Origin of the sequence: Halorubrum sp. GN12_10-3_MGM, from assembly GCF_005435235.1 — an archaeon.
Taxonomy (GTDB): domain Archaea; phylum Halobacteriota; class Halobacteria; order Halobacteriales; family Haloferacaceae; genus Halorubrum; species Halorubrum ezzemoulense.
Window position 1 is genome coordinate 23,018 of sequence record NZ_SGUB01000008.1, and the last position, 26,022, is coordinate 49,039.

Below are 26,022 nucleotides of genomic sequence, written 5' to 3' on the forward strand. Positions count from 1 at the left end.
AGTCGGCTTCGAGGTGCTCTCGTCGCGTTCGCCAATGAGGGAGACTCGACCGCGATCGTGATACGACTGTCCCCCTGCGGGTCGTAGCGGTCCACGAGCCCCGCGTCCTCAAGCTTCGGAAGCCGTCGATCGATCGTCTGATCGGAGTCGAATACGTCGCACAACGGCGCCTCCGGATGCTTCCGGACTCGGCGAACCGATCGGCGCCCCCGCTATCTTTTTGTGACTCGTCCGGCTCCCGATAGTCGTGCCTATTCGGAGCGCGAAAGACGCGGCGTCGCTCTACGCGGAGGTCCGGGACTACGACCTCGTCGTGACGCCCGACGCCCCGCTCGCGAGCGCGATCAACCGCCGCCTCGACCGCCCGCACTTCGGAACGTTCGCGACCACGCCGCGCCGCCTCGCGGCCGGTCGCCGCGAGCAGGCGGAGGACCGCCGGGCGTTCCTCGAGATCGTCCGACAGACCGACCACGACTGGAAGGCGGTCGCGTACGCCGTCGGGAACGTCCTCCAGTGTTGGGAACACACCGGCCGGCTCGGCGCGGTCTTAGAGTACGACGCCTACGTCGACGACGCGACCCGCGAGGTCGTCGAAGTCATGCGGACGCTGCGGACGACCTCGAAGCGGCTCACGGAGTACGCGATCGACGACGGTGGGTCCGTCGCCGTCGTCGGGTACGACCAGCTGACCGAACTGGAGCGCGGCGTCCTCCCGGAGGCGTTCGATCGCGTCGACCTCTTCAGCGGGGAGGCGTTCGACCCCCCGCCCTTCCACGTCTTCGAGTCGGCGACCGACATCGTCGCCGCGCTCCGCGATACGATCACGGCGCACAATGCGGACCGCGTCGCCGTCGTCCTCGACGGCGGCGGGAAGTACTCCTCGCTCGTCGAGTCCGCGTTCGAGGCCGCGGGCATCCCCTTCTACGGCGGGCCGGGGTTCGCGGACGACCCGCACCACCGGACGTTCGTCCGGCTCCTCCGGCTCTGTTTCCGGGGGAGCGACGCGACCGTCGGCGACGCCGCCCCGATCCTCGCGCAACTGGGGATGGACGTCCCGACCGCGGACCGGGAGCGGCGGTTGGCGGCCGTCGACCACCCCGCCACGGAGTGGCTGCGGACGTTCCGCGACGGCGTCGGCGACCGGACGTTCGCGGCGGCGCTCGACGCCTACGCGACCGAGGCCGGCGTCGAACTGGACCGGCTCGACGAGGAGCTGCGGAGCCTGGGGCTCGCCGACGCGCAAGTGACCGCCGGCGCGGTCGACCGGCTCGCCTACTACCTCCAGACCTACGAGGTCCCTGTCGACAGGGAGAACGAGGGCGTCCTCCTCGCCGACGCGAAGTCCTCCGCGTACGTCGACCGCCCGGTCGTCTTCCACCTCGGAATGGGAGAGGAGTGGACGCACTCGGCGCCCCAGCGGCCGTGGGTGGACACCGAGACCCAGTTCGCGCGCTACGTTGGCGACTTCCAGCGCCTGCTCCAGAGCGGCGACCGACGGTACTACCTCGTTCAGGACGTGGCCGGCGGGGAGCCGGTCACTCCGTGCCTGTACCTCGGCGACCTCCTCGACGAGGAGTTCGAGCGGTTCAGCGACCTCGACTCGGTCGAACACCGGCCGCGACCGCGGTCGACGGGCGCGGGCTTCGACCGTGAACCGACCGGAGTGGACCCCGAGACGGTCGGGACGGTCAGCCAGTCGACCCTGAATAGCTACGTCAACAGCCCCCGGGACTACCTCTTCGGGCGGCTCCTCGACACTCCGGATCGGGAACGGTTCGTCGAGGGGACCCTCTTCCACGACTTCGCGGAGTTCTACGTGAACCACCCCGAGGCGGTCGCCGCGGCCGACACCGACGCCCTCGTCGACGCCATGCTCGCGGAGACCGAGGCGTTCTCCTCGGCCGCCGACGAGCCCCTCCGCCGCCGGAAGTACCGCATCGGACTGGAGCTGATCGCGGAGTATCTCGACGAGGAGGGGCCGGAGTCGGACGACTTCCTCACGGCGGCGTCGGGGTGGGGAACCAATTTCTTCGCGGAACACTTCGACGAGCCGGTCGACTCGCCGCTCACCGAGCGCTGGTTCGAGGACGATGCCCTCGGCGTGAAGGGGAAGATCGACCTCGTGCGGGCGCCGACCGCGCTGCTCGATTACAAGAGCGGACGCAAGAAGCGCACCGCACAGGTCGTCGGCGGCGCGGCGGTCGACCCGCCGGCGGACGCGCCGAACTTTCAGGCGGCGCTGTACCTGACGTACTACCGGTCGGTCCGTCCGAATGAGCGGCTGGAGTTCACGTTCTTCCACTTCCTCGAGCCGATGGCCGACGTGATCGCGGGCGACGCCGACCTCGGCGACGCGCTCACGACGGTCACCTACCACCCGGTCGCCTTCGACGAGTACGTCGGCTCCCGGGATGCGTACGAGCGGCTCCTCGACGGCTACACCGACTGTCGGGAGACGTTCGAGGACCTCGGCTACTCGGCCTACGAGCAGGTTGTGGCCCCGCTGACGTTCCCCGAGACGACCGACAAGGGCGAACTCCGCGACTCCGAGTTCGCCGAGCGGTTCACCGCCGCGGTCGACGCGGAAACGTCCGCGGCCGTCGACGCCGAGAAGGGCGCGGACCAGGCGATCCGAGAGCTCAACGGCGCCCGCAGGCGGGCCTTCTTCCGCGAGGACCTCGACGCCTTCGAGGCGTTCGTCGACGAGCGCCTCGACGAACTCAACGCCCGGCGCGCCGGCGAGGAGCGGTTCCCGGTCGACGGGCTCGCCGGCGAGCCGAACTACCGGCGCGTGGACAACCGCGACCTGCTGTTGGAGGGGGACCGATGAGCGAGCCGACGCCGAACGAGGCCCAGCGGGAGCTCATCGAGAGCACGGCGGGGACGCACCTGGTCGACGCCGGTCCCGGGACGGGGAAGACGTTCGCCGTCACCCGGCGCTACGGACGGATCGTCGACCGGCCGGACGTGGAACCGGACGACGTGCTGCTGGCGACGTTCACGCGGAGCGCCGCGACCGAGATGCGAGAGCGGATCGTCGACCACAGCGCGTACGGCCTGCGGGAGCTGGCCGACGCCCCGATCCGGACGTTCCACTCGCACTGCCACGAACTGCTTCAGGAGCACGGGTACGCCGCGCCGACACACCTCGGCCTCGACGAGCGGATCACGGGGTCGACGCGGATCCTCGAAGACGAGCTGATCGAGGCCGAGCGGTTCCGCGAGTTCTTCGGCGGCTTCCGCGACGACCACCCGGAACACGCGGCGTTTTACCGCGCGCTCGCCGAACCGGGCGAGCTGCTCGACCTGATCGGAGAGCTCGCGTCGAAGGGGATCTTCCCCACTGCCGACGGGTGGTATCGGGGCGGCGAATCATACCTCGACGGCGACTTCGAGGCGTTCAGAGCGCGGTTCGACGCGGCGAACCGACCCCGGAACGACGGCCGGAAACAGTCGGCGCTGCGCGAGGACCTGAGCGACTTCGGCCGCCACAAGACGTACCGCTCGGACGCCCCGTCGAAGTCGGAGCTGCGCGGCGGCCGCGGGACGAAGCGCCTCGACGACGACGTGGCGCGCGCGGTCTTCGACGAGGACCGCGACGGGCTCAAGACGTTCGTCCGCGACGTGTACTTCGAGTACCTGCGATTTGCGCTGCGCCGCAACTACCTATCCTTCAGCTTCCTCCAGCTGTTCGCGTTCGTCCTCCTCTGCGAGGACGAGCGCGCCCGCGAGGCGGCGCAGTTCGAGTACGTCATGGTCGACGAGTTTCAGGACACGAGTGAGCTCCAGTTCAAGCTCGCGCTGCTTCTGTCCGGGACCGAGAACTTCTGCGCCGTCGGCGACTGGAAGCAGAGCATCTACTCGTTCCAGTACGCGGACGTGCGCAACGTCACCGAGTTCGAAGCGCGGCTGGAGCGGTTCGCCGCCGAACTCAACGACGACGCCGACCGGGTCCCGTTCGACGCGACCGACCCGACCCGGATCGAACTGCGGGAGAACTACCGGTCGACGGCGTCGGTCATCGACCTCTCGGAGCGGGCGATCGCGGCGCCGGCTGCGAGCGGAGATACCGTCGCGGTCGACCCCGACGACGTCGTCGGGCTCTCCTCGAATACTCCCTTCGACAACACGGTCGTCGAGGGAATCCGCCACGAGGACGAACACGAGGCGGTCCTCTCGAAGGTTCAGGCGATCGTCGGCAACGACGACTACGCCGTCGAGGGGGCGGACGGCGAACCGCGACCGCCGGAGTACGGGGATATCGCGGTGTTCACCCGGACCCGAGACTACGGGCGGGAACTCCTCGCCGCCGCCGACGAGTACGACTTCCCGATGGCCTACGACGGCGGGATCGAACTGTTCCGGACGGATCCGGCGAAACTGCTGCTCGCGTGGCTTCGGATCCTCGAAACCGACGCCGACCGCGGCTGGGCGGTGGTCCTCGAACGGGCCGGGTACGCGTTCGACGAGATCGGTCGCTTCCTGGAGACGGGGTCGTACCCTGACGACCCGGCGGCGTTCCGCGACGGGCTCCACGATCTGGAGTCGGTCGGCGCGGTCGCCCGCCGCGTCCTCGACCGCTACGGCTTCGCGGGCGACGCGGCGGACGTGCTCCTCCACACGGTCCAGTCGGTCCACGACGCGACGACGGCGACTCGCGGCGAGCTGATCCGGTTCATGGAGCGCGGCGTCGAGACCGGCAGCACGGTCGACGTCGCCGCGTCCGCGGGCGACGACGCGGTGACCGTCCAGACGATTCACGCCGCGAAGGGGTTGGAGTATCCGATCGTCGTCATGGCGAACATGAACGCGGGGCGCTTCCCACCTCGAGCCGGCGGATCGAGCGTCATCGAGTACCGGGACCCGGTGGGGCTCCGACAGCAGAAGGTGTACTCGGCGGAGCGGGCCCACCCGCACGTGTACGACAACTGGCGGCACGACGTGATCCGGCGCTGCCTACCGCGGGCGTACGACGAGGAACGCCGGCTGCTCTACGTCGCGGTCACGCGCGCGGAGAGCCACGTCGTGTTCGCGGCCGGCGAGGACCCGAACACGTTCCTTGAGGAGCTTCCCGTCGCCGTCGAAGAGATCGAACCAGCGGTCGAGTCGCTCGACCGCGAGGAGCCCGCCGACGCGGAACTGCCGTTCTCGGTGACGGCGCCTGACGGCCCGATCGGTCACAGCCCGCACTCGCTGATGGACGAGACCGTGTTCGAGGCGGCGGACGAGCGGTCGGAGGCGGGCGCCGAGGCGGCGCCCGAGACTCGCGGCATGGACTTCGGCTCTCGGGTCCACGACTTTGCGGAGGCGTACGCGCTCGGCGACGACGTGACGCCGTCGAACGACCACGAGCGGCGAGTCGTCGACCTACTCGACGGGCTGTCGGGCGAGCGGTACGTCGAGGAGCCGGTGACGCTCCCGCTCGAGGTCGACGGCCGCCGCGTCACGGTCTCGGGGATCGCGGACCTCGTTCACGTGACCGACGACCGGGTCGCGGTCGTCGATTACAAGACGGACTCGACGCGGCGCGCGCGGGCGGAGTACCGGAAGCAGCTCAGCGTCTACTACCACGTCCTCGACGAGTGGTTCGCCGAGAAAGCGGTCGAAACGAGCCTGTTCTACACGAGCGATGGGACGCGCGAGCGGGTCGAGCCACTCGCCGTCGAGGAGCTGCGCGCGCTCGTTCGAGCGACCGAGTCGCCGTCCGGGTGAGGCCCCGACCGGTCCGATTGGCGCCCCCGACTTGCTCCCTCGCCGGCGCCACCCGAGGTGAGTGACCGTCTCGCGCCGGCTCCGTGACGGGGTGGAATTTTTGTCGACGCGAACCGGACGACGCGTATGGCGCTCCCCGAGGCAGGACCGACCCGCGCCGGCGTCGACGACCGTGACCGCTCCGGAACACCGGGGGCGCCCCCGTGAGCGCCGGCGGCGACGACGCGGACGCAGAGGCGGATTCCGGGGCGCTGGACGGGTTTCGGCGACTCTTCGCGCTGGAGCGCGACGTGTTCGTGCTGTCGATCGCGATGTTCGCGTTCAGCTTGGGGTTCCAGATGACGAACCGGTACCTCCCGGAGTACATGGTCGCGCTCGGGGCGTCCGGGTTCGTCGTCGGGCTCTTCGGCACGTTCGGCAACGTTATCTCGGCGATCTACCCGTACCCGGGCGGCGCCGTCTCGGACCGTATCGGCTCGCGGTACGCGCTCACCCTCTTCGGGCTGCTGTCGACGCTCGGCTTCCTCGTCTGGCTGGTCGCGCCCGGGGTCGGCCCGATCGCGGTGGGCGGACTCATCGTGGAGCCGTGGGTCTGGATCTTCGTCGGACTGGTCCTCGCGCAGGCGTGGAAGTCGTTCGGGCTCGGCGCGACGTTCGCCGTCGTGAAGCAGGCGACCGTCCCCTCGCGACTGGCCGCCGGGTTCGCCAGCACGGAGACGTTCCGGCGGACGGCGTTCCTCGTCGGACCCGTGCTGGCCGCCGTCCTCATCGGACTCCGCGCGGAGTTCACCGTCAGCTTCCAGTTCGTCCTCGCGGTCGCGGTCGCCTTCGGCGTCCTCGGCACGCTCGTCCAGCACGTCCTCTACGACGCGAGCGGCGACTCCTTCGGCGACTCGTTCGCGGGGCTCGACCGGGTCCGGCGCGACCTGCGGGAGATGCCGGCGCCGCTCCGGCCGCTGCTCGTCGGCGACACGCTCGTCCGGTTCGCGAACGGGATGGTGTACGTGTTCTTCGTCCTCGTCGTCACGCAGTTCTTCCAAGTCGGCCTCGACGCGACCGTCGCGCTGGGCGGGTTCGCGTACGACGTGGACCTCTCGCCGCAGGCGTTCTTCGGCTACCTCCTCGGCGTCGAGATGCTCGTCGCGCTGTTGATCATGGTCCCCGCTTCGCGGCTCGCGGAGCGCATCGGCCTCAAGCCGGTCGTCGCGGTCGGGTTCGCGGTGTACGCCCTCTTCCCGGTCGTACTGATCTACGCGCCGGCCCTCGCGGGGTCGGCGCTGCCACTGTCGGCCGTGATGATCGCCGTCTTCGCGTTCTCGGGGCTGCGGTTCGCGGGCCTGCCGTCGCACAAGGCGCTCATCGTCGGCCCGGCGGAGCAGGGGGCCGGCGGCCGCGTCACCGGGACGTACTACCTCCTCCGGAACACGGTCGTGATCCCGAGCGCGGCGGTCGGGGGGTACCTGTGGGACTTCGTCAGCCCCCAGGTCGCGTTCACCGTCGCGGCCGTCGTCGGGCTCGTTGGCACCGGCTACTTCCTCGCGTTCGGCAAGGAGTTCGAGGCGTACGCGTGAAGCGAGACGCCCCGGATCGGGAACCGGGCGCGGGCGGCCATCGACCCCGGTGCGGGCGACCACAGACCCCGGCGCCGGACCCCGCCCGGTGGCTCGGGTGGCCGGCTCGCGTAGGTTTATTGGAGCGGCGACGCTCGTCGATCCCATGCCGACACCGTACGGCGAGTGGCCGTCGCCGGTCGCCCCGGAGGACGTCGCCGCCGACGTCAGGTCGTTCGCGTCCGTCGAGACCGACGGAGACCACGTCTACTGGATCGAACGCCGCCCGTCCGAGGGCGGTCGCGGCGTCGTCTGTCGCGCCCCGGTCGACGACCGCGGCGCCGATCCGACAGAAGTGACGTCGGAGGAACTCGACGTGCGCACGCTCGTCCACCAGTACGGGGGCGGCGACGTGCTCGTCGCGGACGGGACGGTGCTCGCGGCGAGCATGGACGACCAGCGGCTCTACCGACTGCCCGCGGACGGGAGCGCTGCCGGGGGCGACGCGGAACCGACCCCGGTCACGCCGGAGCCGCCGGAGCCGATGGCCCACCGTTACGCCGACATGCGGCTCGCTCCGGACGGGGAGACGGTCTATGCCGTCCGCGAGCGTCACGTCGGACCCGGCACCGACGAGGAGCCCCGGAACGAGCTGGTCCGCTTCCCGCTGTCACCCGACCCGGCTCCGGAGACCGGCATCTCGGACCCGGTCGTCGTCGCGGACGGGCACGACTTCTACGCGGCGCCGCGGCCGGCCCCGGGCGGGGACCGGATCGCGTACCTGCGGTGGGATCACCCGAACATGCCGTGGGATGGGACCGAACTCGTCGTCGGCGCGGTCAACGAGACGGGCGACATCCGCGACGAGCGCGTCGTCGCGGGCGGCGCCGACGAGTCGGTCGTCTCGCCGAAGTGGTCGCCCGACGGCGTCCTCCACGCGGCGGCCGACCCCACCGGCTGGTGGAACCTCTATCGGTTCCCGGTCGCGTCCGGGACCGAGGAGGGGGAGCGCGGAGCCGGCGTCGCGCTCCCGACGACATCGGACGCGGAGGTCCTCCGCGAGATGCCGGCGGCGTTCGGCGTGCCGATGTGGACCCTCGGCGTGTCGACGTTCGCGTTCCTCGGTGACGGGCGGATCGCCACGCTGGTCACCGAGGGAGGCGACCCGAGCCTGCGCCTGCTCGATCCGGAGACGGGCGACCTCGTCGACCCGGGCCTCCCGTACAGCTCCTTCCGTCCGGCCTCGGTCCGGTCCGACGGCGACCGTGTCGTCTTCGCCGGTCACCGGACGGACGCGCCGAGCGCGGTCGTCGCGTGGCGACCGGGGTCGGCGGGGACCGGAGCAACTCGGCTCCGCGAGTCGACGGAGGACGCGCTCGACGCCGCGTACGTCTCGGAGCCGGAGTCGATCGCCTTCCCGACCGGCGACGCGGTCGGCGCCGACGACGCGACCGCGTACGGCCACTACTACCCGCCCCACAACCCCGACGTCGAAGCGCCGGCCGACGCGGCGCCGCCGCTCCTCGTCAGGGTCCACGGCGGGCCGACGAGTCGGTCCGAGGCGTCGCTGTCGTCGACGGTCCAGTTCTGGACGACCCGCGGCGTCGGGGTGCTCACAGTGAACTACCGGGGGTCGACGGGGTACGGCCGCGCCTTCCGCGAGTCGCTGAAGGGGGAGTGGGGCGTCCGCGACGTCCTCGACTGCGTCAACGCCGCCCGGTACGCCGCCGACGAGGGGTTCGCCGACCCGGACCGGCTGGCGATCTCGGGCGGGAGCGCGGGCGGGTTCGCGGTACTCGCCGCGCTCGCGTTCCACGACACGTTCGACGCGGGCGCGAGCTACTACGGCGTCGCCGACCTCCGCGCGCTGGCGGCGGAGACCCACAAGTTCGAGTCGCGCTACCTCGACGGGCTCGTCGGCCCGCTCCCCGAGGCCGACGACGTCTACGAGGCGCGGTCGCCGGTCGCGCACGCCGAGGGGATCACCGCGCCGCTGCTGCTGTTACAGGGCGGCGAGGACGAGGTGGTCCCGCCCGCGCAGGCCGAGGCGATGATCGACGCCCTCGTCGCGAACGAGACGCCGTACGCGTACGTGGAGTTCCCGGAGGAGCGCCACGGGTTCCGCGACGCCGACAACGTCGCCCGGGCGCACGCCGCCGAACTCGCGTTCTACGGCGCGGCGTTCGACTTCGACCCGGCCGGCAGCGTCGCCGACCTCGACCTCCTCGTCGGCGAACGGCCGGAGTGAGTCGCCGGCGACGCCGGGATCAGTCGGCGGATTCGGACCGCTCCCCGTCGGCCCCTCGCTGGCGCTCGGGCAGCGGTCCGTCGTAGCCGTCCGGGACGTACGGGCAGAGCGGGTCGCTGTCGGTCGGATCGCCCGTGACGGCGTAGGCTCGCGACCGACTCCCGCCGCAGACGTGGCGGAACTCGCAGGCGCCGCACTTCCCCGAGAAGCCGTCCGGGTCGCGGAGCGACTCGAAGAGGTCGGCGTTCCGGTAGACGTCGACGGCCGACCGCTCGCGGACGTTCCCCGCCGACTCGGGCAGGAACCCGGACGGGTACACCTCACCGGTGTGGCCGACGAACGCGAAGCCGCGCCCGGCCGTGATCCCGCCCCGTCGGTCGGCCCCCGCGTCGGCGCTGCCGGCCTCGGCGCGCTGGATCCCGACACGTCGGTAGAACGGGGCCTCAGTGGTCTTGACGCCGAACCGCTCCTCCTCCGACACCTCGTGGAGCCACGCCATCGCCGCCTCGGCGCGCTCGGGGGAGACCGGGTCGAGGACGCGGCCGCGACCCACCGGAACGAGGAAGAAGACGCTCCAGAGGACGGCGCCGAGGTCGCGGACGCGGTCGCGGATCGCGGGGAGGTCCTCGACCGTGTCCGCGCAGACGGTAGTGTTGATTTGGAGCGGGATCCCGGCGTCGCGGGCGGCGCGCGCGGCCGCGACGGTGTCCGCGAAGCTCTCCTCGCCGCGGAACGCGTCGTGGCGCTCGCGGGTCGACCCGTCGAGGCTGAGCGCCATGCGGGCGATCCCCCCGTCGCCGAGGTCGCTGACGCGCTCGGGCGTGAGCGACCGGGTTCCGCTCGGCGTGATCGTCATCCGGAGGCCGAGGTCGTCGCCGTGCGCGACCAGCTCCGTGAGGTCGTCGCGCGCGATCGGGTCGCCCCCGGAGAGGACGACCAGCTGTCCGTCGCCGAACGCGGCGGCGTCCGCCAGCAGTCGCTTCCCCTCAGCGGTCGTCAGCTCGTCGGGGTGTCGCTGCGGCCGCGCGTTAGCCCGGCAGTGGCGGCACGCGAGCCCGCAGGCCTGCGTGACCTCCCAAACGAGGACCAGCGGCCGCCGGTCCGTGTCGAGGTCGTCGAACATCGCTCACGTCCGGCTACGACCCGGACCCGTTTGGGGTCGTTCCCGAACGTGTTCACCGGACGTAACGGCGAGCGACGGCGGGAGGGACGCGTCGGATCGACAACTGCGATGCGGGATTTAAATACACGTGAGCGACCCCGACAATCGATTATAGATGACAGAGTGGTCGGCGCGTGCCTGCGCGCGGCCGCCGCAGGCGGCCGCGAGGAGCACGCGCGAGGGAGTCGGCCGACCGAAGGGAGGGCGACGAGGCTGGGGAGGCGTGAGGCTGCGGCGCTGTGCGGTCGGGTGGGACTCAAAGGGGCAGTCGCCGGCGGCTTCGCCGCCTGCTGCCAGTGGCGCGTCGCGCCACGCTGCCGCGAGGGCGAAGCCTGACGACGCACGCACCGCAGTGAGTGGAGCGAACGAGCGAAGAGCGCAGCGAGCCATGCGAGCCGTCGCGGTCGGGATTTGTGTCATTCGTCGTTGGAATACCGCCATGGTTGTTCGTACTGTACTCGACTGAGCGAGCGATAACCCTGCTCACGAGCCCCGGGGTCTGGATCGCCTGTGCCGCGATTTGGACGGTTATGTCACTCTCACGCGTACTGGCGGATTCGAAGTAACTCAGGTCGCGTCGCCTTCGCCGGACCGCTCCCTCGCGTCGGTCTGATCGCCCTCCCCCGCTCGCTCGTCCGAAACGGTCCACTCGCCCTCGCCCGACCAGATCGCCGTGACGACCGCGGTGGGCGCGTCGGTCCCGACCGCGGCGTAGGGGTACCCGCGGTCGTCGAGCCGCGGGAAGAGGGACTGCGGCGTTCGGTCGTTGTACTGGACCAACACGTCATGACCGCCGAGCGGCTCGGCGCGTTCGAGCGTCTCGCGCAAGGTTGCGGCGGCGCGAGGTCCCGCGCGTCGAGCCCTCCACCGCCGCCGATTCGTCGGGCCTGGAACTCATATCCGGTGGAACGGACCCGATCTCTGGGTCCGTTCCGCCGAACATGTTCCGACGCCGACCGCGGAGCCGAAGCTACTTCCACGCCGGCGTCGAAGCCTCCGGCATGGCACAGGCACGTCTCCGCGTGACGATCCCGGACGGTCCGTGGGTCGGCGACGTCTCGCGTGAGTTCCCCGAGGCGCGGTTCCAGGTGTTGACCGCGACGCCGGACGACGGCGCGGGGTTCGCGCTGGTCCGGATCACCGCGGACGAAACGGACCCGATCCTCGACGCGATCGACGACCACGAGACGATCACCCACTCGTCGGTGATGGCCGCGGACGACGGGATGGTCACCGTTCAGGTCGAGGCGCTCGTCCCCCTGCTACAGACGGTCGCCCGCCGGGCGGGCGTCCCCATCGAGATGCCGGTCGAGATCCGCGACGGCGTCGCGCGCGTCGACGTGACGGGTAATCACGAGCGCGTCGCGGAGTTCGGCGACGCCCTCCGCGACATGGGCGCGGCGTTCGAGGTCGAGTACGTCCAACAGCGGATCAACCCCGGCGGGTCGCTCACGGAGCGCCAGCGCGAGGTCCTCTTCGAGGCGGTCGACCGCGGCTACTACGACGTGCCCCGAGAGACGACGCTCACCGAGGTGGCTGACCATGTCGGCATCGCGAAGTCCACGTGTAGCGAGGTGCTCCAGCGCGTCGAGCGCACGATCGTCCGGGAGTTCGTCGACGACCTCCCGCGCCGCCCCCTCGACTTCGAATCGCCGGAGGAGGACGGTATCGAGCGGATCCAGTAGCGGCGATCGAAAAAGTCCGACCGGTCGCCGTGCCCGGTCTCGCCTCGCGCCAGAGCCGACGGCGACGGACCAACTGCGCCGCGACGGCGGCTTGGACCACGCACCACGCGACGAGCGACGCCGCCAGTGTGACCGTCGAGAGCCCGCTCCCGGCGAGGGCGGCGGTGAACCCGCCGCCGTCGGTCGCCCCGAGCCCGCTCAACACGAACACCCGGAAGGACTCACCGGATTCGACAGCACCAGCGCCGACAGCGCTGCGCCCGGCGGCTCGGTCGCTGCGACGGTTCCGAGCGCGAGCAGGTCGTGGACCAGCACGAACCAGACCCGCACCAGCAGCGCCGCGCCGAGACCGGATTCGGCCTCCGGACGCGAGCGGTCAGCCCCTCAGGCGAGCCACAGCAGGCGCACGTTGCTCGCGGTGAGGTACGTCCCCGTGAGCGTGAGCAGCACCGGCGGGAAGTAGTAGAGGAGCCCGTCGCCCTCGCGCGCGCCCTCGACGCTGATCCAGAGCATCACGAGGTAGACGGCGATCTTCAGGGCGACGAGCCCGGAGAGCCCGAACGACTCCAGGGCGAACCGCACGACCGGGTTCGCCTCCTCGATCGTCGGGACGTACCGGAGGAAGGCGACGGTCGACACGATGTCGCCGACGCCGTACGTCGCCGTCGCCGCGATCCACAGCCAGTAGAACTCGTTGGGGCGCCGGCGGTAGGCGAGGCGACGCCGAGACCGATCGCGGGATCGAACCACGGGCGAAACTGTCGGGCGGCGAACGTGAATGTGCCGATCCGCTGGGGCCGGCGCGCGCTTTGCGGACGGAGACCGACCGGCGTCCGGCCGACTTAATAGGGATCGCGCCGTCTCGGCGGCCGTGACGGGGCCGTCGACCCGCGACGAGAAGCTGGAGCTCGGCGTCGAGCTGCTGGCGCACCTCGAACGCGAGGAGCTCGACCTCGCCGCGGCGGTCGACCGGATCGAGACGATCACGACGAGCCCGGCGCTCACCCGCGACATCCTCGACGCCGCGGAGAAGCGCGGCGTCATCGACCGCGAGGGCGCTCGGCTCCGGGTCAACACCGGCGGCGCCTACGTCGAGTACGAGCGCCAGGTCGTCGCGCGCGAGGGCGACTTCGAGTGTCGGCGCTGCGGCGCCTCGGTCTCGACGGGCCACTTCGTCGAACTTGACGCGGGCGAACTCGGCCCGTTCGGCTCCTCGTGCGTCCGCAAGGTTACGGGCCGAGAGTCGGAGTCGGCGTCGGACGCGGCGTGAGGGCGGCGCCGAGAGCGGCCTCCGGCCGGTCGAGCGTCCACCGCGCTCTCCCGCCGCCCGAGCGTCGACCGAACTCGCCGGAGTATTTACGTCCGCGCCCGAAGCGACGGTAATGACCGCGCCGAACCGGAACGCCCTGTGGGCGAACGCGCTCGTCGACGAGCTCGTCGCCGCGGGCGTCGACGCCGTCGTCGCCTCGCCGGGCAGCCGCTCGACGCCGCTGACCGTCGCCGCCGCGGGCCACGAGGATCTCCGCGTGTTCTCGCAGCTCGACGAGCGCTCCGCCGCGTACTTCGCGCTCGGGCGCGCCCGTCGGACCGGCCGCGTGACGCCGCTGATCTGTACCTCCGGCACCGCCGCCGCCAACTACCACCCGGCTGTGATGGAGGCGAGCGAGGCCCGCGTCCCGCTGCTCGCGCTCACCGCCGACCGGCCGCCCGAACTGCGCGACTCCGGCGCGAACCAGACCGCAGATCAAGAGAAGCTGTACGGCGACGCGGTTCGATTTTATAAAGACCTCCCGGAGCCGGCCGCAAACGACCGGGCCCTCCGGTCGCTGCGCACGACGGTCGCCCGCGCCGTCGCGACGGCCGAAAGGGCCGACCCGGGCCCGGTCCACCTCAACGTCCCGTTTAAGAAGCCGCTGGAGCCGACGCCGGTCCCGGGCGACGTGCCCGACGACCTGCCGGAGGCGGCCGAGCGCGGGCGCGACGGCCCCTACGTCGACGTGACTCACGGGGCCCCCGAACCGGGCGACGACAAACTCCGGGCGCTCGCGACCGCGCTCGGGGAGGCGGACCGCGGCCTGATCGTCGCCGGCCCCGCCGACCCGCCGGGGATCGACCCGGAGTCGGTCACGGCGCTCGCGCACGCCACCGGGTTCCCCGTGCTGGCCGACCCACTTTCCGGACTCCGGTACGGCGGTCACACGCGCGTCGCGCCCGTGATCGGCGCCTACGACGCGTACCTCTCGGCCGACCTCGCGGACGGCGGAAGCGACGCGGGCGACGCCGCCGCGGCGGGCGACGCGTGGGCCGACCCCGACCTCGTCCTTCGGTTGGGTGCCTCGCCGACCTCCAAGCGGCTCCGGAAGTACCTCGCCGCGACCGGCGCCGACCAGTACCAGGTCGACCCCGCCGGCCGCTGGCGCGAGGCCGAGTTCGCCGCGACCGACCTCGTCGTCGCCGAGCCGAGCCGGCTCTGCGCCCGACTCTCGCGGCTCGTCGGCGGCGGGAGCGGAGACCAAGGCTGGCGCGCGCAGTGGGAGGAGGCCGACCGGGTCGCGGAAGCGGTTCACGCCCGCGAGGCCGACGCGCTTGACGGCGAGGGGGGCGGCGAGGAAGACGCGGAGCCCGCTGCCGACGAGGGTGACGCCGGGTTCCACGAAGGGGACGCGCTCCGCGCGGTCGCCGGGGCGCTCCCCGATCCGGCGACGCTGTTCGTCTCCAACTCGATGCCCGTCCGCGACCTTGACCGGTTCGTCGGGCCGACGACCGCGAACGTCACCGCGCTCGGTAACCGCGGCGTCTCCGGCATCGACGGGATCGTCTCCAGCGCGCTCGGCGCGGGGAGCGGGACGACCGACGACCTCACGCTCGTCGTCGGCGACCTCGCCCTCTACCACGACTCGAACGGGCTGCTCGCGGTCGACCGGTGCGACGTCGACGTCACGGTCGTCGCGGTCAACAACGACGGCGGCGGCATCTTCCACAAGCTCCCGATCGAGGAGTTCGAGCCGCCGTTCACCGAGTCGTTCAAGACGCCGCACGGGCTCGACTTCGGGTCGCTTGCGGAGCTCCACGGCCTCGAACACGTCCGGATCGATGCCCGGCCCGACGCGCACGCCGACCGCGGCGACACCCCTGCGGAGCGCGCGGATGTCGTCGGTGAGGACCTCGCCGCCGCCGTCAGCCGGGCCCACGAGGCGACGGGCTCGCACCTGATCGAGGTCGACACGGACGCGGAGGCCAGCCACCGGACGCGCGAGCGCTTGGCGGCCGCGGTCGACGCCGCGGTCCACGGCGGCGAGGCGGACGAGTAGGGTCAGGGGCGCGTCGAGATCGGCCCGTCGCCGCGGCTCTCGCCGAGCGCGACCCCGGCGTACGCGACGACCGCGAACTGGATCCCGACGCCGAGGCTCGCGCCGAGGGCGAAGACGGCGGTGGCGACCGGGCCGCGCTCCGGACCGAGGTACCAGAGGACGGCGGCCGAGCCGAGCAGGAACGCGGCGGTCGCGCTCGCGCCCGTCGCCAGCGCGGTCGACGCCGCGGAGGCGTCCGCGTCGCGCAGTCCCGCGAGGAAAGCGACGCCGAACAGGAGCCCGTACACCAGCAAAAACGCCGTGAACCGGGCGCTCAGGAGGTACGTCGAGAGCGCCTCGGTCGACGGCAGCGAGACCGACGACTCGAGCAGTATCGGCGCGAGGCGCCTGATGCCGCTGACCGCGAGCGCGACGACCGCGGCGACGACGGGGGGGAGGGCTGCCGTGCGCATGCCCGAGAGGCGACGCCGAGTTCACTTATAAAATCCGATTCGAGGGGGTATCGGGCCCGACGAAGCTCATAAGCCTCGGCTTCGCGTACCGCTCGGCGTGCAGGTCGTCGGCTACGAGACGGACGTCGCGCGCGACTCGGCCGAGTCGGGGGCGGACGGCGCTCAGACGGTCGAGACGAGCGGCCCGATCGGCGGCGGACTCTACGTCGCGAGCGGCGGGAGCGTCGAGTACGTGGACGCGAGCCCGGGCACCGAACTCGCGTTCGGGCTCGGCGAGCGCCGCTGCGCGGGAACGGTCCACGATGGCGACCACGTCGCCTGCGACGCCGCGGACGTGCCGTACTGCGACGACCACTCGGGGGTCTGGGTGTGTGCCCGGTGTACCGGGACGTGTCTGAAAGACGAGATGGACTGCCACGAGACGCACGCGATGTACCTCGCGGCGTTCGCGCCGGACGTACTGAAGGTCGGCGTCACCCGCGAGTGGCGGCTCGGGACCCGCCTCCGGGAGCAGGGCGCGGACCGCGCGGCCCACATCCGGACGTTCCCGAACGGCCGGATCGCGCGCGAGGTCGAGGCGGAACTGGCCGCCGGGGACAACCTCGTCGACCGCGTCCGCGTCCCGACGAAGCTCGACGGGTTCGGGCGCGCGGTCGACGAGGCGGCGTGGGAGGCGCTCCTCGACCGGTTCGATCCGATCGCGCGGTTCGACTTCGACTACGGGCTCGGCCTCGACGACCGGCCCGTCGCCGAGACGATGGCGGCGGGGACCGTCCGCGGCTGGAAGGGGCGGGTGATCGTACTCGACCGCGGCGGCTCCACGTACGCCGTCGACGCGCGCGACCTCGTCGGCTACGAGCTGACCGACGCCGTCCCGGAGCGCGAACTCCAGTCCAGCCTCGGGGCGTTCGGCGGATGACGGGCGGCGCTCTCGCGGTCCTCTTCGGCGACCCGTTCGCGGTGATGAACACGGTCGGGCTCGTCGCGTTCGCGCTGGTCGGCGCGAGCAAGGCGGTCCGCGAGGAGTTCGACCTCTTCGGCGTCGCCGTCGTCGGGCTGGCGATGGCGTTCGCCGGCGGCGTCACCCGCGACCTCCTCGTCGCGCGCGTCCCCCTCGCGCTGCGCTCGCCGACGGAGATACTCCTAGGGCTGATCGGCGTCGCCCTCGCCGTCGGGCTGAGCGCGTGGCTCGCCTCGCCCGACGAGCACCCGGTGACGGTCGTCGCGGACGCGGTCGGGCTCGCCGCGTTCGCCACCGCCGGCGCCATCGTCGCGACGGACGCCGGGGTGTCCGCGTTCGGCGTCGTCGCCGTCGCGACGATAAACGCCGTCGGCGGCGGCGCGCTCGCCGACATCCTCCTCGACCGCTCGCCGTTCATCCTCTTCGAAGACTTCTACGCGAGCTGCGCCGTGTTGGGCGGCGCGACGTACTGGGCCGTCGGCACGCTCGGCGGGCCCGCGGGACTGGCCGCTGCGGCGTGCGCGGCGGTGACGGTCGGCCTCCGACTCGTCGCCGTCGCCCGCGGCTGGCGGCTCCCGACAGCGAAGCGGTTCGGCGATCGCTTCGCCGACTGATCGATTCGGGGGGCGGGCCGCACAACGGGCCGAGCCCGAAGCGATCCGCCCCCTCAGCGTCCGAGCCCGTCGACCGAGACGACGCGGCGGACGCCGAGGTACGCCGCCGCGGCGATGGCGGCGTACGCAACCACGAGGACGCCCGTCGTCGCGCCCGCGCTGTCGATCGCCAATCTGGCGACCGCGTTCGCGGGGCCGCCCGCCATCGCCGTCGCGCCGCCGAACAGCACGAGGACCGCGACCGAGTAGAGCAGCTGCGCCGCCCGCCGGTCGGGCGCGACCGCCGCGATGCCCACCGCGACGGCGACGACCAGCGTCGTCAGCGCGGTCATCAGCGCCAAGATCGGGCCGACGTTCGCGACCGCGGTGCCGTTCGCCTCCAACAGCAGGAGCCACAGCAGCGCCTGCGCGGGGGCGATCCCGATCGCCGCGGCCGCCTTCCCGTCGACGATCTCGGCGAGCGTCACGGGCGCGACCCGGAGCAGCTCCATGGTCCCTTGATCCAACTCCTCGGTGATCGAGTCGACGACGAGCGAGCCCGAGATGAACACCGGGAGGAAGACTAAGAGCGGGATCAACACGGTGTAAGTGAATGTGAAGTACGGGCTAGTGTCGCTCCGGTCGGGCAGGGGCAGCGGCGACTCCTCTAGGTACGAGGCGCGGCGCTCACGCTCGTTCAGCTCGTAGGTTCGCAGCAGCTCGCGCAGCTGTACCACGATCACGGTCGTCTCAACGGTGGCGTCCGGGGCGGTGACGGCGGCGGACACCCGTCCCGACTCCGTGCGAGTCGCGACCACCGCGTCGGCCGCGTTCCGCTCGAAGGCGCTTCGCGCGGCGTCAGCGTCGTCGTAGGGCGTGACCGAGGCGCCGGGGACCTCGCTCGCGGCGCGCTCTAGGTCGTCGACCGCGTCGCCCGCGGCCGCGACTTCGATCTGCGCGCCGTCGAGCGCGCCCGGGTCGTACATCGAGACGAGCCCGACGACGAGGAACGACGAGAACGCGGCGATGAACAGCTGGATCCCGATCGCCAACAGGATCGTCTTCTCGGCGCGGAGCCCCGCGAGCTCCTGGCCGGCGATCGTCAGGCGGCTATCCAAGGCTCACCACCCCGACGTTGTACGCGGCGTGCCCCAGCGTGGCCAGCGTCAGCGCCAGGGCGTAGGCGGTCCGGCCCCTCCTCGCGCCGAGGCTGGCCGCACTCGTCGCGGTCACGTGGAGGACGAGCGGGGCGAAGAACAGCGCCACGAGCGCGAGCGGCGGCAGCCCGGAGAGCCCGGCCACGTCGGCGAACGCGGCGCGGCCGAGGAAGAGCTCGGTGAGCCCGACCGCTTGGACGACCGCCGTGGCCTTCTCCGCGAGGAAGAAGCCGGTCCCGGACGCGACGCCGACCGCGAGCGCGACGCGGTCGCTCCGCTCGAAGACGCCGCGCTCGAACCCGGCGTACAGGGCGACGCTCTTCGCGACCTCCTCGATGAACGCGATCGTCACGAGCAACACCGGGATCGACACGGTGACCGGCAGCGCGAACAGCACCGCGACGGCCAGAAGCTCCGCGACGAACACGAAGGGAATCGTACAGGCGGTGAGGAACGCGACCGAACCGAGCGCGCGGAGCCGCTCGCGGTCGAAGAGCGCGCCCCCGACGCCGCCGGGTCCGCCGCCGGTCCGCACCGCCGAGAGCCGGACCGCGAGCGCGTCGAGGAACTTCCGCGTCACGGGCTTCTGGGAGAACATGTCCTCCTCGCGGTAGACGCCGAGCCCGAGGCCGAAAAGCAGAGTCGCCCCGACCGCCATCGGCGCGGTCGAAAAGAGAACTTGGCCCGCCGACACCGCCTCGCCCTGAAGGTCGAAGACAACGAGGGTCAGTGGCGAGACGAGCGCGACGGGCGTCACGTTCGTGAAGATGGCCGGGACGAACGCGTAGGTCGTCAGGAGGACGCTCACGCCAACCGTGACGAAGGTGAGTTCCTTGAACGACCGCGCGAACATCGCGCCGACGAAGGTGGCCCCGAGGAACGTCGCCGCGACGGGCGCCACCGCCACCACGGAGAGCGGTCCGCCGCCGATCACGAGCGCGATGAGGGTCGTGACGACCGCGGCGGCCGCCGCGTACGGAAGCGTCTTGCCCGCGACGATCTCCGCCGGCGCGAGCGGCGTGACGAGCAGTGGTTCTCCGCGACGGTTCGTCCGCTCGTCGAGGATAGAGGAGCCGTACGCCTGTATCAGGAAGTTCATCGGTACGAGGAAGGCGAACGCCAAGAGCAGCGAGGTGAACGGGAACGGCGGCGTGATCGAGGCGGGCGAACCGGTCGTGTCCGCGCCGAACGCCCCGCCGCCGATCGACGGGATCGCGAAGCCGCCCTCCCCGTCCGATCCCGTCTCGCCGCCATCAGAGCCCGGGTCGGCGGTTCCGCCCGCTCCCGAGTCGGGAGCGGACCCGCCGCCGGACTCCCCGTCGGTCGACGCGTCTCCGGAGGAACCGTCGCCCGAGTCGGCCCCACCGGAGTCGCCGGCGGAGTCCGCGTCCGACCCGGAACCGCTCGTCTCCGTGCCGTCGCCCTCCGTTCCGCCGTCGGCCGCGGTGCCGCCGTCGTCCCCGTCGCTCGCGCTGCCGCCGCCCGGATCGCCCGTCCGACTGCCGTCGCTCCCGCCGAGCGTCGCGCCGTCGTCGAACCCGGTCGTCCTGCCGACGTACCGGAGCGTAACGGTGACCGGGAACGCCGCGGTCCGGTTCGGCTCGGCGCGCAGCAGCCGCTCGTTGTGCGCCTCGACCGCCTCGCGAACCGACGCGGCGGCCGCCTCGCCCTTCCGCGTGTCGGTCGCGCGGACGACGACCGAGTCGACGTCCGCCGGATCGATCGCCCCGTCGTCGACGGAACCGGGCCGCACCACGGTCACCACCACCGCGTCGGCGGAGTCGCCGAGCGACGCGGTCTCGGCCGGGACCGGTCGCAGCGACGCTTCCTCCTCGATCGCCTCCGCGTACGGCGAGCCGGCGTCGACGCCGACCCGGTACACGTCTTGGTCGACGTCGAGGCCGGCGACGCCGGTGGCCACGCCGACCCCGACGACGCCGCCGGCGACGAGAAGCAGGGCGACGCCCGCGGCGAGCGTCCGGCGGTCGACGCCGCCGGACGCCCGCGCCGACTCCCACTTGGCGACGCGAAGCACTCGGCGGCCGGCGACGGCGAGCCGTCGACCGAGGCGACGCAGCCGGTCGGTCACTCGGTGGCCTCCGTCGCGGTCGCCGCCGTCTCCCGCTCTGTTCCGTCGGTCGATCGGTCGTTTTCCGGCCCGTCAGGCTCTTGCCCGTCGACCTCGCCGTCGTCGAGCCCGTCGCCGGTGTAGCGGCCGGGCATCGGCCGGCCGACGATGTCGAGGAACACGTCCTCCAAGCTCGGCTCGCGGCTCCGGATGTCGACGACCTCGCCGCCGGCGTCGGCGGCGGCCTCGCGGACGGCCGCGACCGCGTCCATGCTCGGGACCGCCGTGCGGTACCGGTCGCCGACCTCCTCGGGCGTCGCGTCGAGGTCGTCGAGGGGCGGCGTCGCGGTCGGCTCGACGTCAGTGAACACGCGGTAGGTCGTCTCGCCGTGTCGCTCGCGGATCCCGTCGACGCTCCCGCGGGCGACGATCCGCCCCTCGTTCATCACCACGACGCGGTCGCAGACCGACTCGACGTGGTAGAGGTTGTGCGCGGAGAAGACGACGGTCTTCCCCGTCTCGCGGAGTTCGCGGGTGAACGCCAGCACGGAGTTGGTCGTCACCGGGTCGAGCCCGGACGCGGGCTCGTCGTACACCAGCACGTCCGGGTCGTTGACCAGCGAGCGCGCGATTGCGACCTTGCGTTTCATTCCCTTCGAGACGTCGCCGAGGCGACGCTCCCGGTGGTCGAGTTCCAGCCGGTCGAGCGCGGCCTCGATCCGCTCGTCGGCGACCTCTCGGGGCACGTCGTAGAGGTCGGCGAAGAAGCGGAGGTACGACCGCGCGGTCATCTCCTCGTACAGCGGCGAATCCTCGGGCAGGAACCCGAGGTGGCGACGCATCTCGGGGTCCGAGGCGTCGAACCCGGCGACGGTCACCTCGCCGTCGGTCGGTTCGACGAGACCGGCGATCACCTTCAGCGTCGTCGTCTTGCCGGCCCCGTTCGGGCCGACGATCCCGAACACCTCGCCGTCGTCGACGGAGAAGTCGCTGTCGACGACGGCCGCGAAGTCACCGTAGGTCTTCCGCAGCCCCGACACCTCGATCATGCCTGCGCCTCCGCCGGCGCGTGGGTTAAAGCCACGCCCGCGGTTATCGGCCCCGAGAACGCGGCGACGGCGAGGACACCGGAGGGCGAGCGAGCGCGACGAACGACGGTCGGCCGAGCCCCCGACTCCGTTCGGTAGCCGATCGCTCCGTCCGGTAGTCCGTCACTCCGTGTAAGGTTTCTCGACGTTCCCGTCGCCGCTGATGTACGCGTTCATCCGACGGGTGATCCCGTCGAACAGCGTACTGAGCGGCGAGAGGACGCGCTCGACGAGTCGGATCGGCGACGAAGGCCGGGGCGGGCCGGCCCGACGAGAGAAAACGGTCGACTCGCGCTACTCTTCTTCCTCTTCCTCGACCGGTCCTCGCCCTCGTTCCCAGACCGCGTCCGCGGAGGTGTCGTTCGGTGCTGTGTGCGAGACGTCTTTCATGGTGTCGCGATCGCTTGCCATATTGACTCCCAATACCCCGGACCTCTGTATTAACCCTTCGTGGAAAGAGATAATGAGTCCTCATACCATATAAGGTATTAATATGGCTCTGTGCCACGATAGCGCAAAAAGTGGACGAATTGCGTATTGCCTCTGTTTTATGCCCCAGGTATCGGATGTGCGTTCGGATCTGAGCGGAGGATCACAGCGATGAGGGACGCCGCCGCCGGAGGACGCGACGTGTTGGGAGATTCCGATCGCGACAGCGAAACCGCGGTGGTCCGAGAGGGGACGACGCTCGCGGTCGGCCGCGACATCGACGCCCCGCCTGAGCGGACCGCGACGGCGCTCCGCGACACGCGACGGTGGCCCGACTGGAGCCCGTCCGTGGGGGGCGTGGAGAGCACCGATCGGTACGTCGAGAGCGGGACGACCGGACGGGTCCGGGTCGCGGACGCTTGGGTTCCGTTCCGGGTGACGGCCGCGACGCGCCTCCGCTGGGACTGGCGGGTCGCCGGGGTTCCGGCCACGGGCCACCGGGTCGACCGCTATCCGGAGGATCCGGGTCGGTGTCGAGCGGTGATCGAAGTCCCGCTCGTCGCGGCCCCGTACGTCCCCGTCTGCCGACGCGCGCTCGACAAGTTCGCGGCGCTCGTCGAGGGAGGGTGATCCGGGCGGCGCCCGTGCCTCAGTTCTCGTAACCCGCTTCGAAGGGGTCGATGACCTCGCCGCCGGGCTCGTCCTCGTCGCGGGTGACTCCCGGCCCTCGCGTCGCGAGTTCGAAGACGAGCCCGTCGGGGTCGGTGAAGTAGACGCTCTTGAAGTAGGTCCGGTCTTTCACCTCGGAGACGCGGACATCGTGGGCCTCGAGGTGTTCCCTCCACTCGCGGAGCGTCGCCTCGTCCTCGACGCCGAACGCGAAGTGGTGGCTTGCGCCCGGGCCGGGCGTCCCCTGCGAGTTCGGGTACTCGAAGTAGGTGACGTTGGTGCCCGGCTCGCCCTCCGGAGTCGACGAGAAGTAGTAGTGCGGCGTCCCGGGGTCGTCGTAGTTCTGCGTCCGCTTGACCGTGTGCCAGCCGAGCACGTCCTCGTAGAACGCCGCGGTCTCCTCGATGTCGGTACAGATGTTCGTGACGTGGTGGAGTCCCGTCGTCGGCGGCGCGTCGGTCATGGTCCGCGTGATCGGTCGTCGGGAGAGTAGTTAGTCGTACTGGGGGTTCGAAACGCGGATACGCCAGTCGCCGGACGATTCGGTTGGGGGTCGGCTCGGTCAGTCGGTTCGAACGGCGCTCAGAACAGCCCGACGCCGACCGCGTACGGCCACGCGGCCCCGCCGACGGCGAGCAACGCCAGCGCGGCGCCGGCGCCGTAGACGTTCTTCAGGAAGCTCGTCATCTCGTTCTGCCGCTCTTCGGGGTCGTCCACCGACCAGAAGTCGTGCATCGTCACGGCGGAGACGAGGAGGAAGAACGCGAGCGAGCCCCCGGCGAGGACCGGGAACGCGCCCGCGGCGACGGCGAGTCCGCCGAGGACGAGGACGGCGCCCGAGGCGATCACCGAGAACTGCGGCGCGGGGAGGCCCTTGAACTCGGCGTAGCCGGCCATCGTCTCGAGGTCCATGAAGTGGTTGAGCCCCATGAACGCGAGCGTCGCGCCGAACAGGATCCGGCCGAGCAGGAAGAGTTCGCCCGCGAGGGGTGTGTCGAACTGGAGCGGTAACGTCGCGGTTTCAGCTAACATCGTGTAACCTGCTATACGGACGTAACCTATTTATCGCTTCCCGGACAATAGAGTTAGTAGGTAACACCGATGTCATCACAGGACCTTTCCGCGGCGGAGTCGGCGGAGACGGCGGATTCGGGGGCTGAAGCGGCTGGCGAGGCGACGGCGCCCGAGACCCCATGCCCCGTCATCGACTCCATCGAACAGATCGGCTCGCAGTGGCGGCTCGTCGTCCTCCACGAGCTGTTGAACGGCGAGGCGCGGTTCAACGAGCTCAAGCGCGAGACCGACGCGAACGCCCGGACGCTCTCGCGCGTGCTCGACGACCTCCAAGAGACGGGCTTCGTCGACCGCCGGTTAGAGGAGGACGCGCCGGTGGCGACGTACTACAGCCTGACCGCGAAAGGCGAGTCGCTCGCCCCCGTCTTCGAGGAGATCGACGAGTGGGCCCAGGAGTGGCTCGCCGAGTGCGACGCGTAAGCGTGCGTTAGCAGGAGTGGATTTCGTTTATAAACAGACATCCGTTCCCAGGCTGTTTGTTTATAAACTACCAACAGCGAATCGTCGATGAAGGCCTCCAAAGCCCCAGCCGCGAGGGCGGCGCAGGCGACGCAAGCACCGCAGGGAGCGAGCAGCGCGAGCGACCGAGGAGCGCAGCGAGCGTGCGCCGCCCTCGCGACTGCCCCTTTGAGTCCCGCCCCGTACAGCACCGCAGCCTCACACCTCCCCAGCCTCGTCGGCCGGCCTCCGCTTCGCTCCGGCCCGCCGACTCCCTCGCGCGTGCTCCTCGCGTCCGTTGGACGCTCGGAGGCACGCGCCACCGCCTCACAAATCGATGAGCGGCGCTGGCAGGCACATCGGTCTGTAAATCGTGCCGCCGCGTCGCGCAGCCGCTGCGTCGCTCTCACACGTACTTTCGCGCGAACGCGTACAGGTCCGGGATGATGTACGCTACCCCGCCCACCGCGAGAGCGATCACGAGCGGGACCCCCCATGGGGTGTACCCGTCGAGTCGTATCGACCACCTGAGCAGCCCGGCGGCCTCCACGAGCGGCGGCACGAGGTACACGCTCGCACCGACCGCCGCGGCCGCCGGCGCGTGGACCGCCGAGACCCGGTAGCCGTAGGCGCTGCCGGCGATGAGGGCGAGGCCGAGAGCGATCACGAAGGCGGCGTAGATGAGCGCGCCGAACCCGCCGAGCGGACCCGGTCCGTAGAGCGTGAACTCGTAGACGCGCTCGTCCGCGAACACGTAGTACAGGCCTCCCTCCTCGGGAGCCTCCTCGATGTCGATCCCGGTGTCTCCCGGAGCGACGTCCAATCCCGAGGGAACCGGTTTCGAGATCGAGACGCTGCCGTCGTCGGAGTCCGCCGCCACCGTGAAGAAGCGCTGTCCCCGTTCGGAGAGGTCCTCGTATTCGAAGGCGAACCCCTCGCAGTCGGCGAACGCGACGCTGACGTCTCCGGAGTCGGCGTCGTCCGTCGGGAAGAAACACGCCAGTTCGCCGCCGTCCCTGACGAAGTTCCAAGCCCCCGACCGGAACTCGGACGGGAGGTCGTCGACAGCGACCTCGTCGCGATCGCCGGCAGCCTTGACGGAGGCTTCACCGCGATCAGAGCCGGCGTCGACGACGTCCCGCGCCGCCCCGGAGAGGTCCGCGTAGCGGTGGACTTCGCTGTCCGTTCGATCCACCGAGTACGTAACCGGGGCCGGGTCCGTCGCGCCCGCGACAGCGCCGGTGACGACCCCGACTCCGACGACGAACAGGCAGAGGGCCGCGAGGAGTTCGGGTGACGGGCGATTCATCACCTGTTCCGATCCTCCGACGGCGTATGTGTTTTGTGTGACCTCGATTCGGCGACGGCGCTCCCGGCGCGGGCGAAAGGTGCTTGCCCGCCGAAACGCACACCATACTCCGGCGC

At 71.2% G+C, this 26,022-nt stretch carries 22 protein-coding genes; 11 read left to right on the plus strand and 11 right to left on the minus strand.

Annotation, left to right across the window (positions count from 1 at the left end; genetic code table 11):
• Positions 1–247: 247 nt before the first annotated feature.
• The 4 genes from EXE47_RS07855 (at position 248) to EXE47_RS07870 (ending at position 9,510) form a co-directional block, all read left to right on the plus strand.
• Entirely contained in the window at positions 248–2,830 is a 2,583-nt protein-coding gene (locus tag EXE47_RS07855; protein ID WP_089307701.1) for a PD-(D/E)XK nuclease family protein, read from the plus strand.
• On the plus strand, positions 2,827–5,712 hold the full coding sequence (locus tag EXE47_RS07860; protein ID WP_089307700.1) for an exodeoxyribonuclease V subunit beta: 2,886 nt from the start codon (positions 2,827–2,829) through the stop codon (positions 5,710–5,712). The genes EXE47_RS07855 and EXE47_RS07860 overlap by 4 nt, the downstream gene beginning before the upstream one ends.
• Before the next feature lie 203 nt (positions 5,713–5,915).
• Positions 5,916–7,283 carry an MFS transporter gene (locus tag EXE47_RS07865; RefSeq protein WP_089307699.1) on the plus strand — a complete coding sequence of 456 codons (1,368 nt, stop codon included), beginning with the start codon at positions 5,916–5,918 and terminating at the stop codon, positions 7,281–7,283.
• Positions 7,284–7,428: 145 nt separating this feature from the next.
• The gene (locus EXE47_RS07870; protein WP_089307698.1) at positions 7,429–9,510 is read left to right on the plus strand and encodes a prolyl oligopeptidase family serine peptidase; all 2,082 of its coding nucleotides are present in this window, start codon (positions 7,429–7,431) and stop codon (positions 9,508–9,510) included.
• 19 nt (positions 9,511–9,529) lie between these two features.
• Here the strand turns inward: EXE47_RS07870 and EXE47_RS07875 are convergent, their stop codons facing one another.
• Positions 9,530–10,633 (minus strand): TIGR04053 family radical SAM/SPASM domain-containing protein, encoded by a 1,104-nt coding sequence (locus EXE47_RS07875; RefSeq protein ID WP_089307697.1) that lies wholly within the window; start codon positions 10,631–10,633, stop codon positions 9,530–9,532.
• A 606-nt stretch (positions 10,634–11,239) separates the two neighbouring features.
• Positions 11,240–11,500 carry a hypothetical protein gene (locus tag EXE47_RS07880; RefSeq protein ID WP_241988239.1) on the minus strand — a complete coding sequence of 87 codons (261 nt, stop codon included), beginning with the start codon at positions 11,498–11,500 and terminating at the stop codon, positions 11,240–11,242.
• 173 nt (positions 11,501–11,673) lie between these two features.
• On the opposite strand from EXE47_RS07880, the gene EXE47_RS07885 reads away from it, so the two are divergent.
• Positions 11,674–12,357: a helix-turn-helix domain-containing protein gene (locus EXE47_RS07885; RefSeq protein WP_394338093.1), complete on the plus strand. Its 684-nt coding sequence runs from the start codon at positions 11,674–11,676 to the stop codon at positions 12,355–12,357.
• Positions 12,358–12,555: 198 nt separating this feature from the next.
• Here EXE47_RS07885 and EXE47_RS19190 read toward each other — a convergent pair whose 3' ends face one another.
• Together EXE47_RS19190 and EXE47_RS07895 are read right to left on the minus strand one after the other, a co-directional pair.
• Positions 12,556–12,687 carry a hypothetical protein gene (locus EXE47_RS19190; protein WP_255510317.1) on the minus strand — a complete coding sequence of 44 codons (132 nt, stop codon included), beginning with the start codon at positions 12,685–12,687 and terminating at the stop codon, positions 12,556–12,558.
• A 54-nt stretch (positions 12,688–12,741) separates the two neighbouring features.
• Complete coding sequence (locus tag EXE47_RS07895; RefSeq protein ID WP_049929663.1) at positions 12,742–13,107, minus strand: hypothetical protein; 366 nt, start codon at positions 13,105–13,107, stop codon at positions 12,742–12,744.
• A 121-nt stretch (positions 13,108–13,228) separates the two neighbouring features.
• Here EXE47_RS07895 and EXE47_RS07900 point away from each other — a divergent pair, with 121 nt between their 5' ends.
• Complete coding sequence (locus EXE47_RS07900) at positions 13,229–13,627, plus strand: DUF5830 family protein (RefSeq protein WP_049929662.1); 399 nt, start codon at positions 13,229–13,231, stop codon at positions 13,625–13,627.
• Positions 13,628–13,739: 112 nt separating this feature from the next.
• On the plus strand, positions 13,740–15,668 hold the full coding sequence (gene menD / locus EXE47_RS07905; protein WP_089307695.1) for a 2-succinyl-5-enolpyruvyl-6-hydroxy-3-cyclohexene-1-carboxylic-acid synthase: 1,929 nt from the start codon (positions 13,740–13,742) through the stop codon (positions 15,666–15,668).
• Between the two features lie 2 nt (positions 15,669–15,670).
• On the opposite strand, the gene EXE47_RS07910 is transcribed toward menD, so the two are convergent.
• Entirely contained in the window at positions 15,671–16,120 is a 450-nt protein-coding gene (locus EXE47_RS07910; protein WP_049929660.1) for a hypothetical protein, read from the minus strand.
• Between the two features lie 97 nt (positions 16,121–16,217).
• Here EXE47_RS07910 and EXE47_RS07915 point away from each other — a divergent pair, with 97 nt between their 5' ends.
• Together EXE47_RS07915 and EXE47_RS07920 are read left to right on the plus strand one after the other, a co-directional pair.
• The gene (locus EXE47_RS07915; RefSeq protein WP_199237866.1) at positions 16,218–17,039 is read left to right on the plus strand and encodes a DUF2797 domain-containing protein; all 822 of its coding nucleotides are present in this window, start codon (positions 16,218–16,220) and stop codon (positions 17,037–17,039) included.
• The gene (locus EXE47_RS07920; RefSeq protein WP_049929659.1) at positions 17,036–17,695 is read left to right on the plus strand and encodes a trimeric intracellular cation channel family protein; all 660 of its coding nucleotides are present in this window, start codon (positions 17,036–17,038) and stop codon (positions 17,693–17,695) included. Before EXE47_RS07915 ends, EXE47_RS07920 begins: the two co-directional genes overlap by 4 nt.
• A gap of 53 nt (positions 17,696–17,748) precedes the next feature.
• On the opposite strand, the gene EXE47_RS07925 is transcribed toward EXE47_RS07920, so the two are convergent.
• Genes EXE47_RS07925 through EXE47_RS07935 form a run of 3 tightly spaced genes read right to left on the minus strand, consistent with a single transcriptional unit; the run spans position 17,749 to position 21,948 of the window.
• Positions 17,749–18,792, minus strand: a complete 1,044-nt coding sequence (locus tag EXE47_RS07925) for an ABC transporter permease (RefSeq protein ID WP_089307694.1) — start codon at positions 18,790–18,792, stop codon at positions 17,749–17,751.
• Complete coding sequence (locus EXE47_RS07930) at positions 18,785–20,920, minus strand: PrsW family intramembrane metalloprotease (RefSeq protein ID WP_089307693.1); 2,136 nt, start codon at positions 20,918–20,920, stop codon at positions 18,785–18,787. The genes EXE47_RS07925 and EXE47_RS07930 overlap by 8 nt, the downstream gene beginning before the upstream one ends.
• The gene (locus EXE47_RS07935; protein ID WP_089307692.1) at positions 20,917–21,948 is read right to left on the minus strand and encodes an ABC transporter ATP-binding protein; all 1,032 of its coding nucleotides are present in this window, start codon (positions 21,946–21,948) and stop codon (positions 20,917–20,919) included. The genes EXE47_RS07930 and EXE47_RS07935 overlap by 4 nt, the downstream gene beginning before the upstream one ends.
• Before the next feature lie 639 nt (positions 21,949–22,587).
• Between EXE47_RS07935 and EXE47_RS07940 the strand changes: the two genes are divergently transcribed.
• Entirely contained in the window at positions 22,588–23,046 is a 459-nt protein-coding gene (locus tag EXE47_RS07940; RefSeq protein ID WP_049929655.1) for an SRPBCC family protein, read from the plus strand.
• A 19-nt stretch (positions 23,047–23,065) separates the two neighbouring features.
• Here the strand turns inward: EXE47_RS07940 and EXE47_RS07945 are convergent, their stop codons facing one another.
• Both EXE47_RS07945 and EXE47_RS07950 read right to left on the minus strand, forming a co-directional pair.
• The gene (locus EXE47_RS07945; protein WP_086216626.1) at positions 23,066–23,548 is read right to left on the minus strand and encodes a VOC family protein; all 483 of its coding nucleotides are present in this window, start codon (positions 23,546–23,548) and stop codon (positions 23,066–23,068) included.
• A gap of 119 nt (positions 23,549–23,667) precedes the next feature.
• The gene (locus EXE47_RS07950; RefSeq protein WP_086220006.1) at positions 23,668–24,117 is read right to left on the minus strand and encodes a DoxX family protein; all 450 of its coding nucleotides are present in this window, start codon (positions 24,115–24,117) and stop codon (positions 23,668–23,670) included.
• Between the two features lie 69 nt (positions 24,118–24,186).
• Between EXE47_RS07950 and EXE47_RS07955 the strand changes: the two genes are divergently transcribed.
• On the plus strand, positions 24,187–24,579 hold the full coding sequence (locus EXE47_RS07955) for a helix-turn-helix domain-containing protein (RefSeq protein WP_089307691.1): 393 nt from the start codon (positions 24,187–24,189) through the stop codon (positions 24,577–24,579).
• Between the two features lie 424 nt (positions 24,580–25,003).
• Here EXE47_RS07955 and EXE47_RS07960 read toward each other — a convergent pair whose 3' ends face one another.
• Complete coding sequence (locus EXE47_RS07960) at positions 25,004–25,906, minus strand: hypothetical protein (RefSeq protein ID WP_049929651.1); 903 nt, start codon at positions 25,904–25,906, stop codon at positions 25,004–25,006.
• Between the last annotated feature and the right edge of the window lie 116 nt (positions 25,907–26,022).

What these genes read in the sequence shown, in the direction of transcription:
- EXE47_RS07910 (WP_049929660.1), bottom strand. Translation starts at nt 16,120, where the DNA reads ATGCGCACGGCAGCCCTCCCCCCCGTCGTCGCCGCGGTCGTCGCGCTC.
- EXE47_RS07960 (WP_049929651.1), bottom strand. Translation starts at nt 25,906, where the DNA reads ATGAATCGCCCGTCACCCGAACTCCTCGCGGCCCTCTGCCTGTTCGTC.
- EXE47_RS07935 (WP_089307692.1), bottom strand. Translation starts at nt 21,948, where the DNA reads ATGATCGAGGTGTCGGGGCTGCGGAAGACCTACGGTGACTTCGCGGCC.
- EXE47_RS07885 (WP_394338093.1), top strand. Translation starts at nt 11,674, where the DNA reads ATGGCACAGGCACGTCTCCGCGTGACGATCCCGGACGGTCCGTGGGTC.
- EXE47_RS07875 (WP_089307697.1), bottom strand. Translation starts at nt 10,633, where the DNA reads ATGTTCGACGACCTCGACACGGACCGGCGGCCGCTGGTCCTCGTTTGG.
- EXE47_RS07860 (WP_089307700.1), top strand. Translation starts at nt 2,827, where the DNA reads ATGAGCGAGCCGACGCCGAACGAGGCCCAGCGGGAGCTCATCGAGAGC.
- EXE47_RS07940 (WP_049929655.1), top strand. Translation starts at nt 22,588, where the DNA reads ATGAGGGACGCCGCCGCCGGAGGACGCGACGTGTTGGGAGATTCCGAT.
- EXE47_RS07955 (WP_089307691.1), top strand. Translation starts at nt 24,187, where the DNA reads ATGTCATCACAGGACCTTTCCGCGGCGGAGTCGGCGGAGACGGCGGAT.
- EXE47_RS07950 (WP_086220006.1), bottom strand. Translation starts at nt 24,117, where the DNA reads ATGTTAGCTGAAACCGCGACGTTACCGCTCCAGTTCGACACACCCCTC.
- menD (WP_089307695.1), top strand. Translation starts at nt 13,740, where the DNA reads ATGACCGCGCCGAACCGGAACGCCCTGTGGGCGAACGCGCTCGTCGAC.
- EXE47_RS07920 (WP_049929659.1), top strand. Translation starts at nt 17,036, where the DNA reads ATGACGGGCGGCGCTCTCGCGGTCCTCTTCGGCGACCCGTTCGCGGTG.
- EXE47_RS07870 (WP_089307698.1), top strand. Translation starts at nt 7,429, where the DNA reads ATGCCGACACCGTACGGCGAGTGGCCGTCGCCGGTCGCCCCGGAGGAC.
- EXE47_RS07945 (WP_086216626.1), bottom strand. Translation starts at nt 23,548, where the DNA reads ATGACCGACGCGCCGCCGACGACGGGACTCCACCACGTCACGAACATC.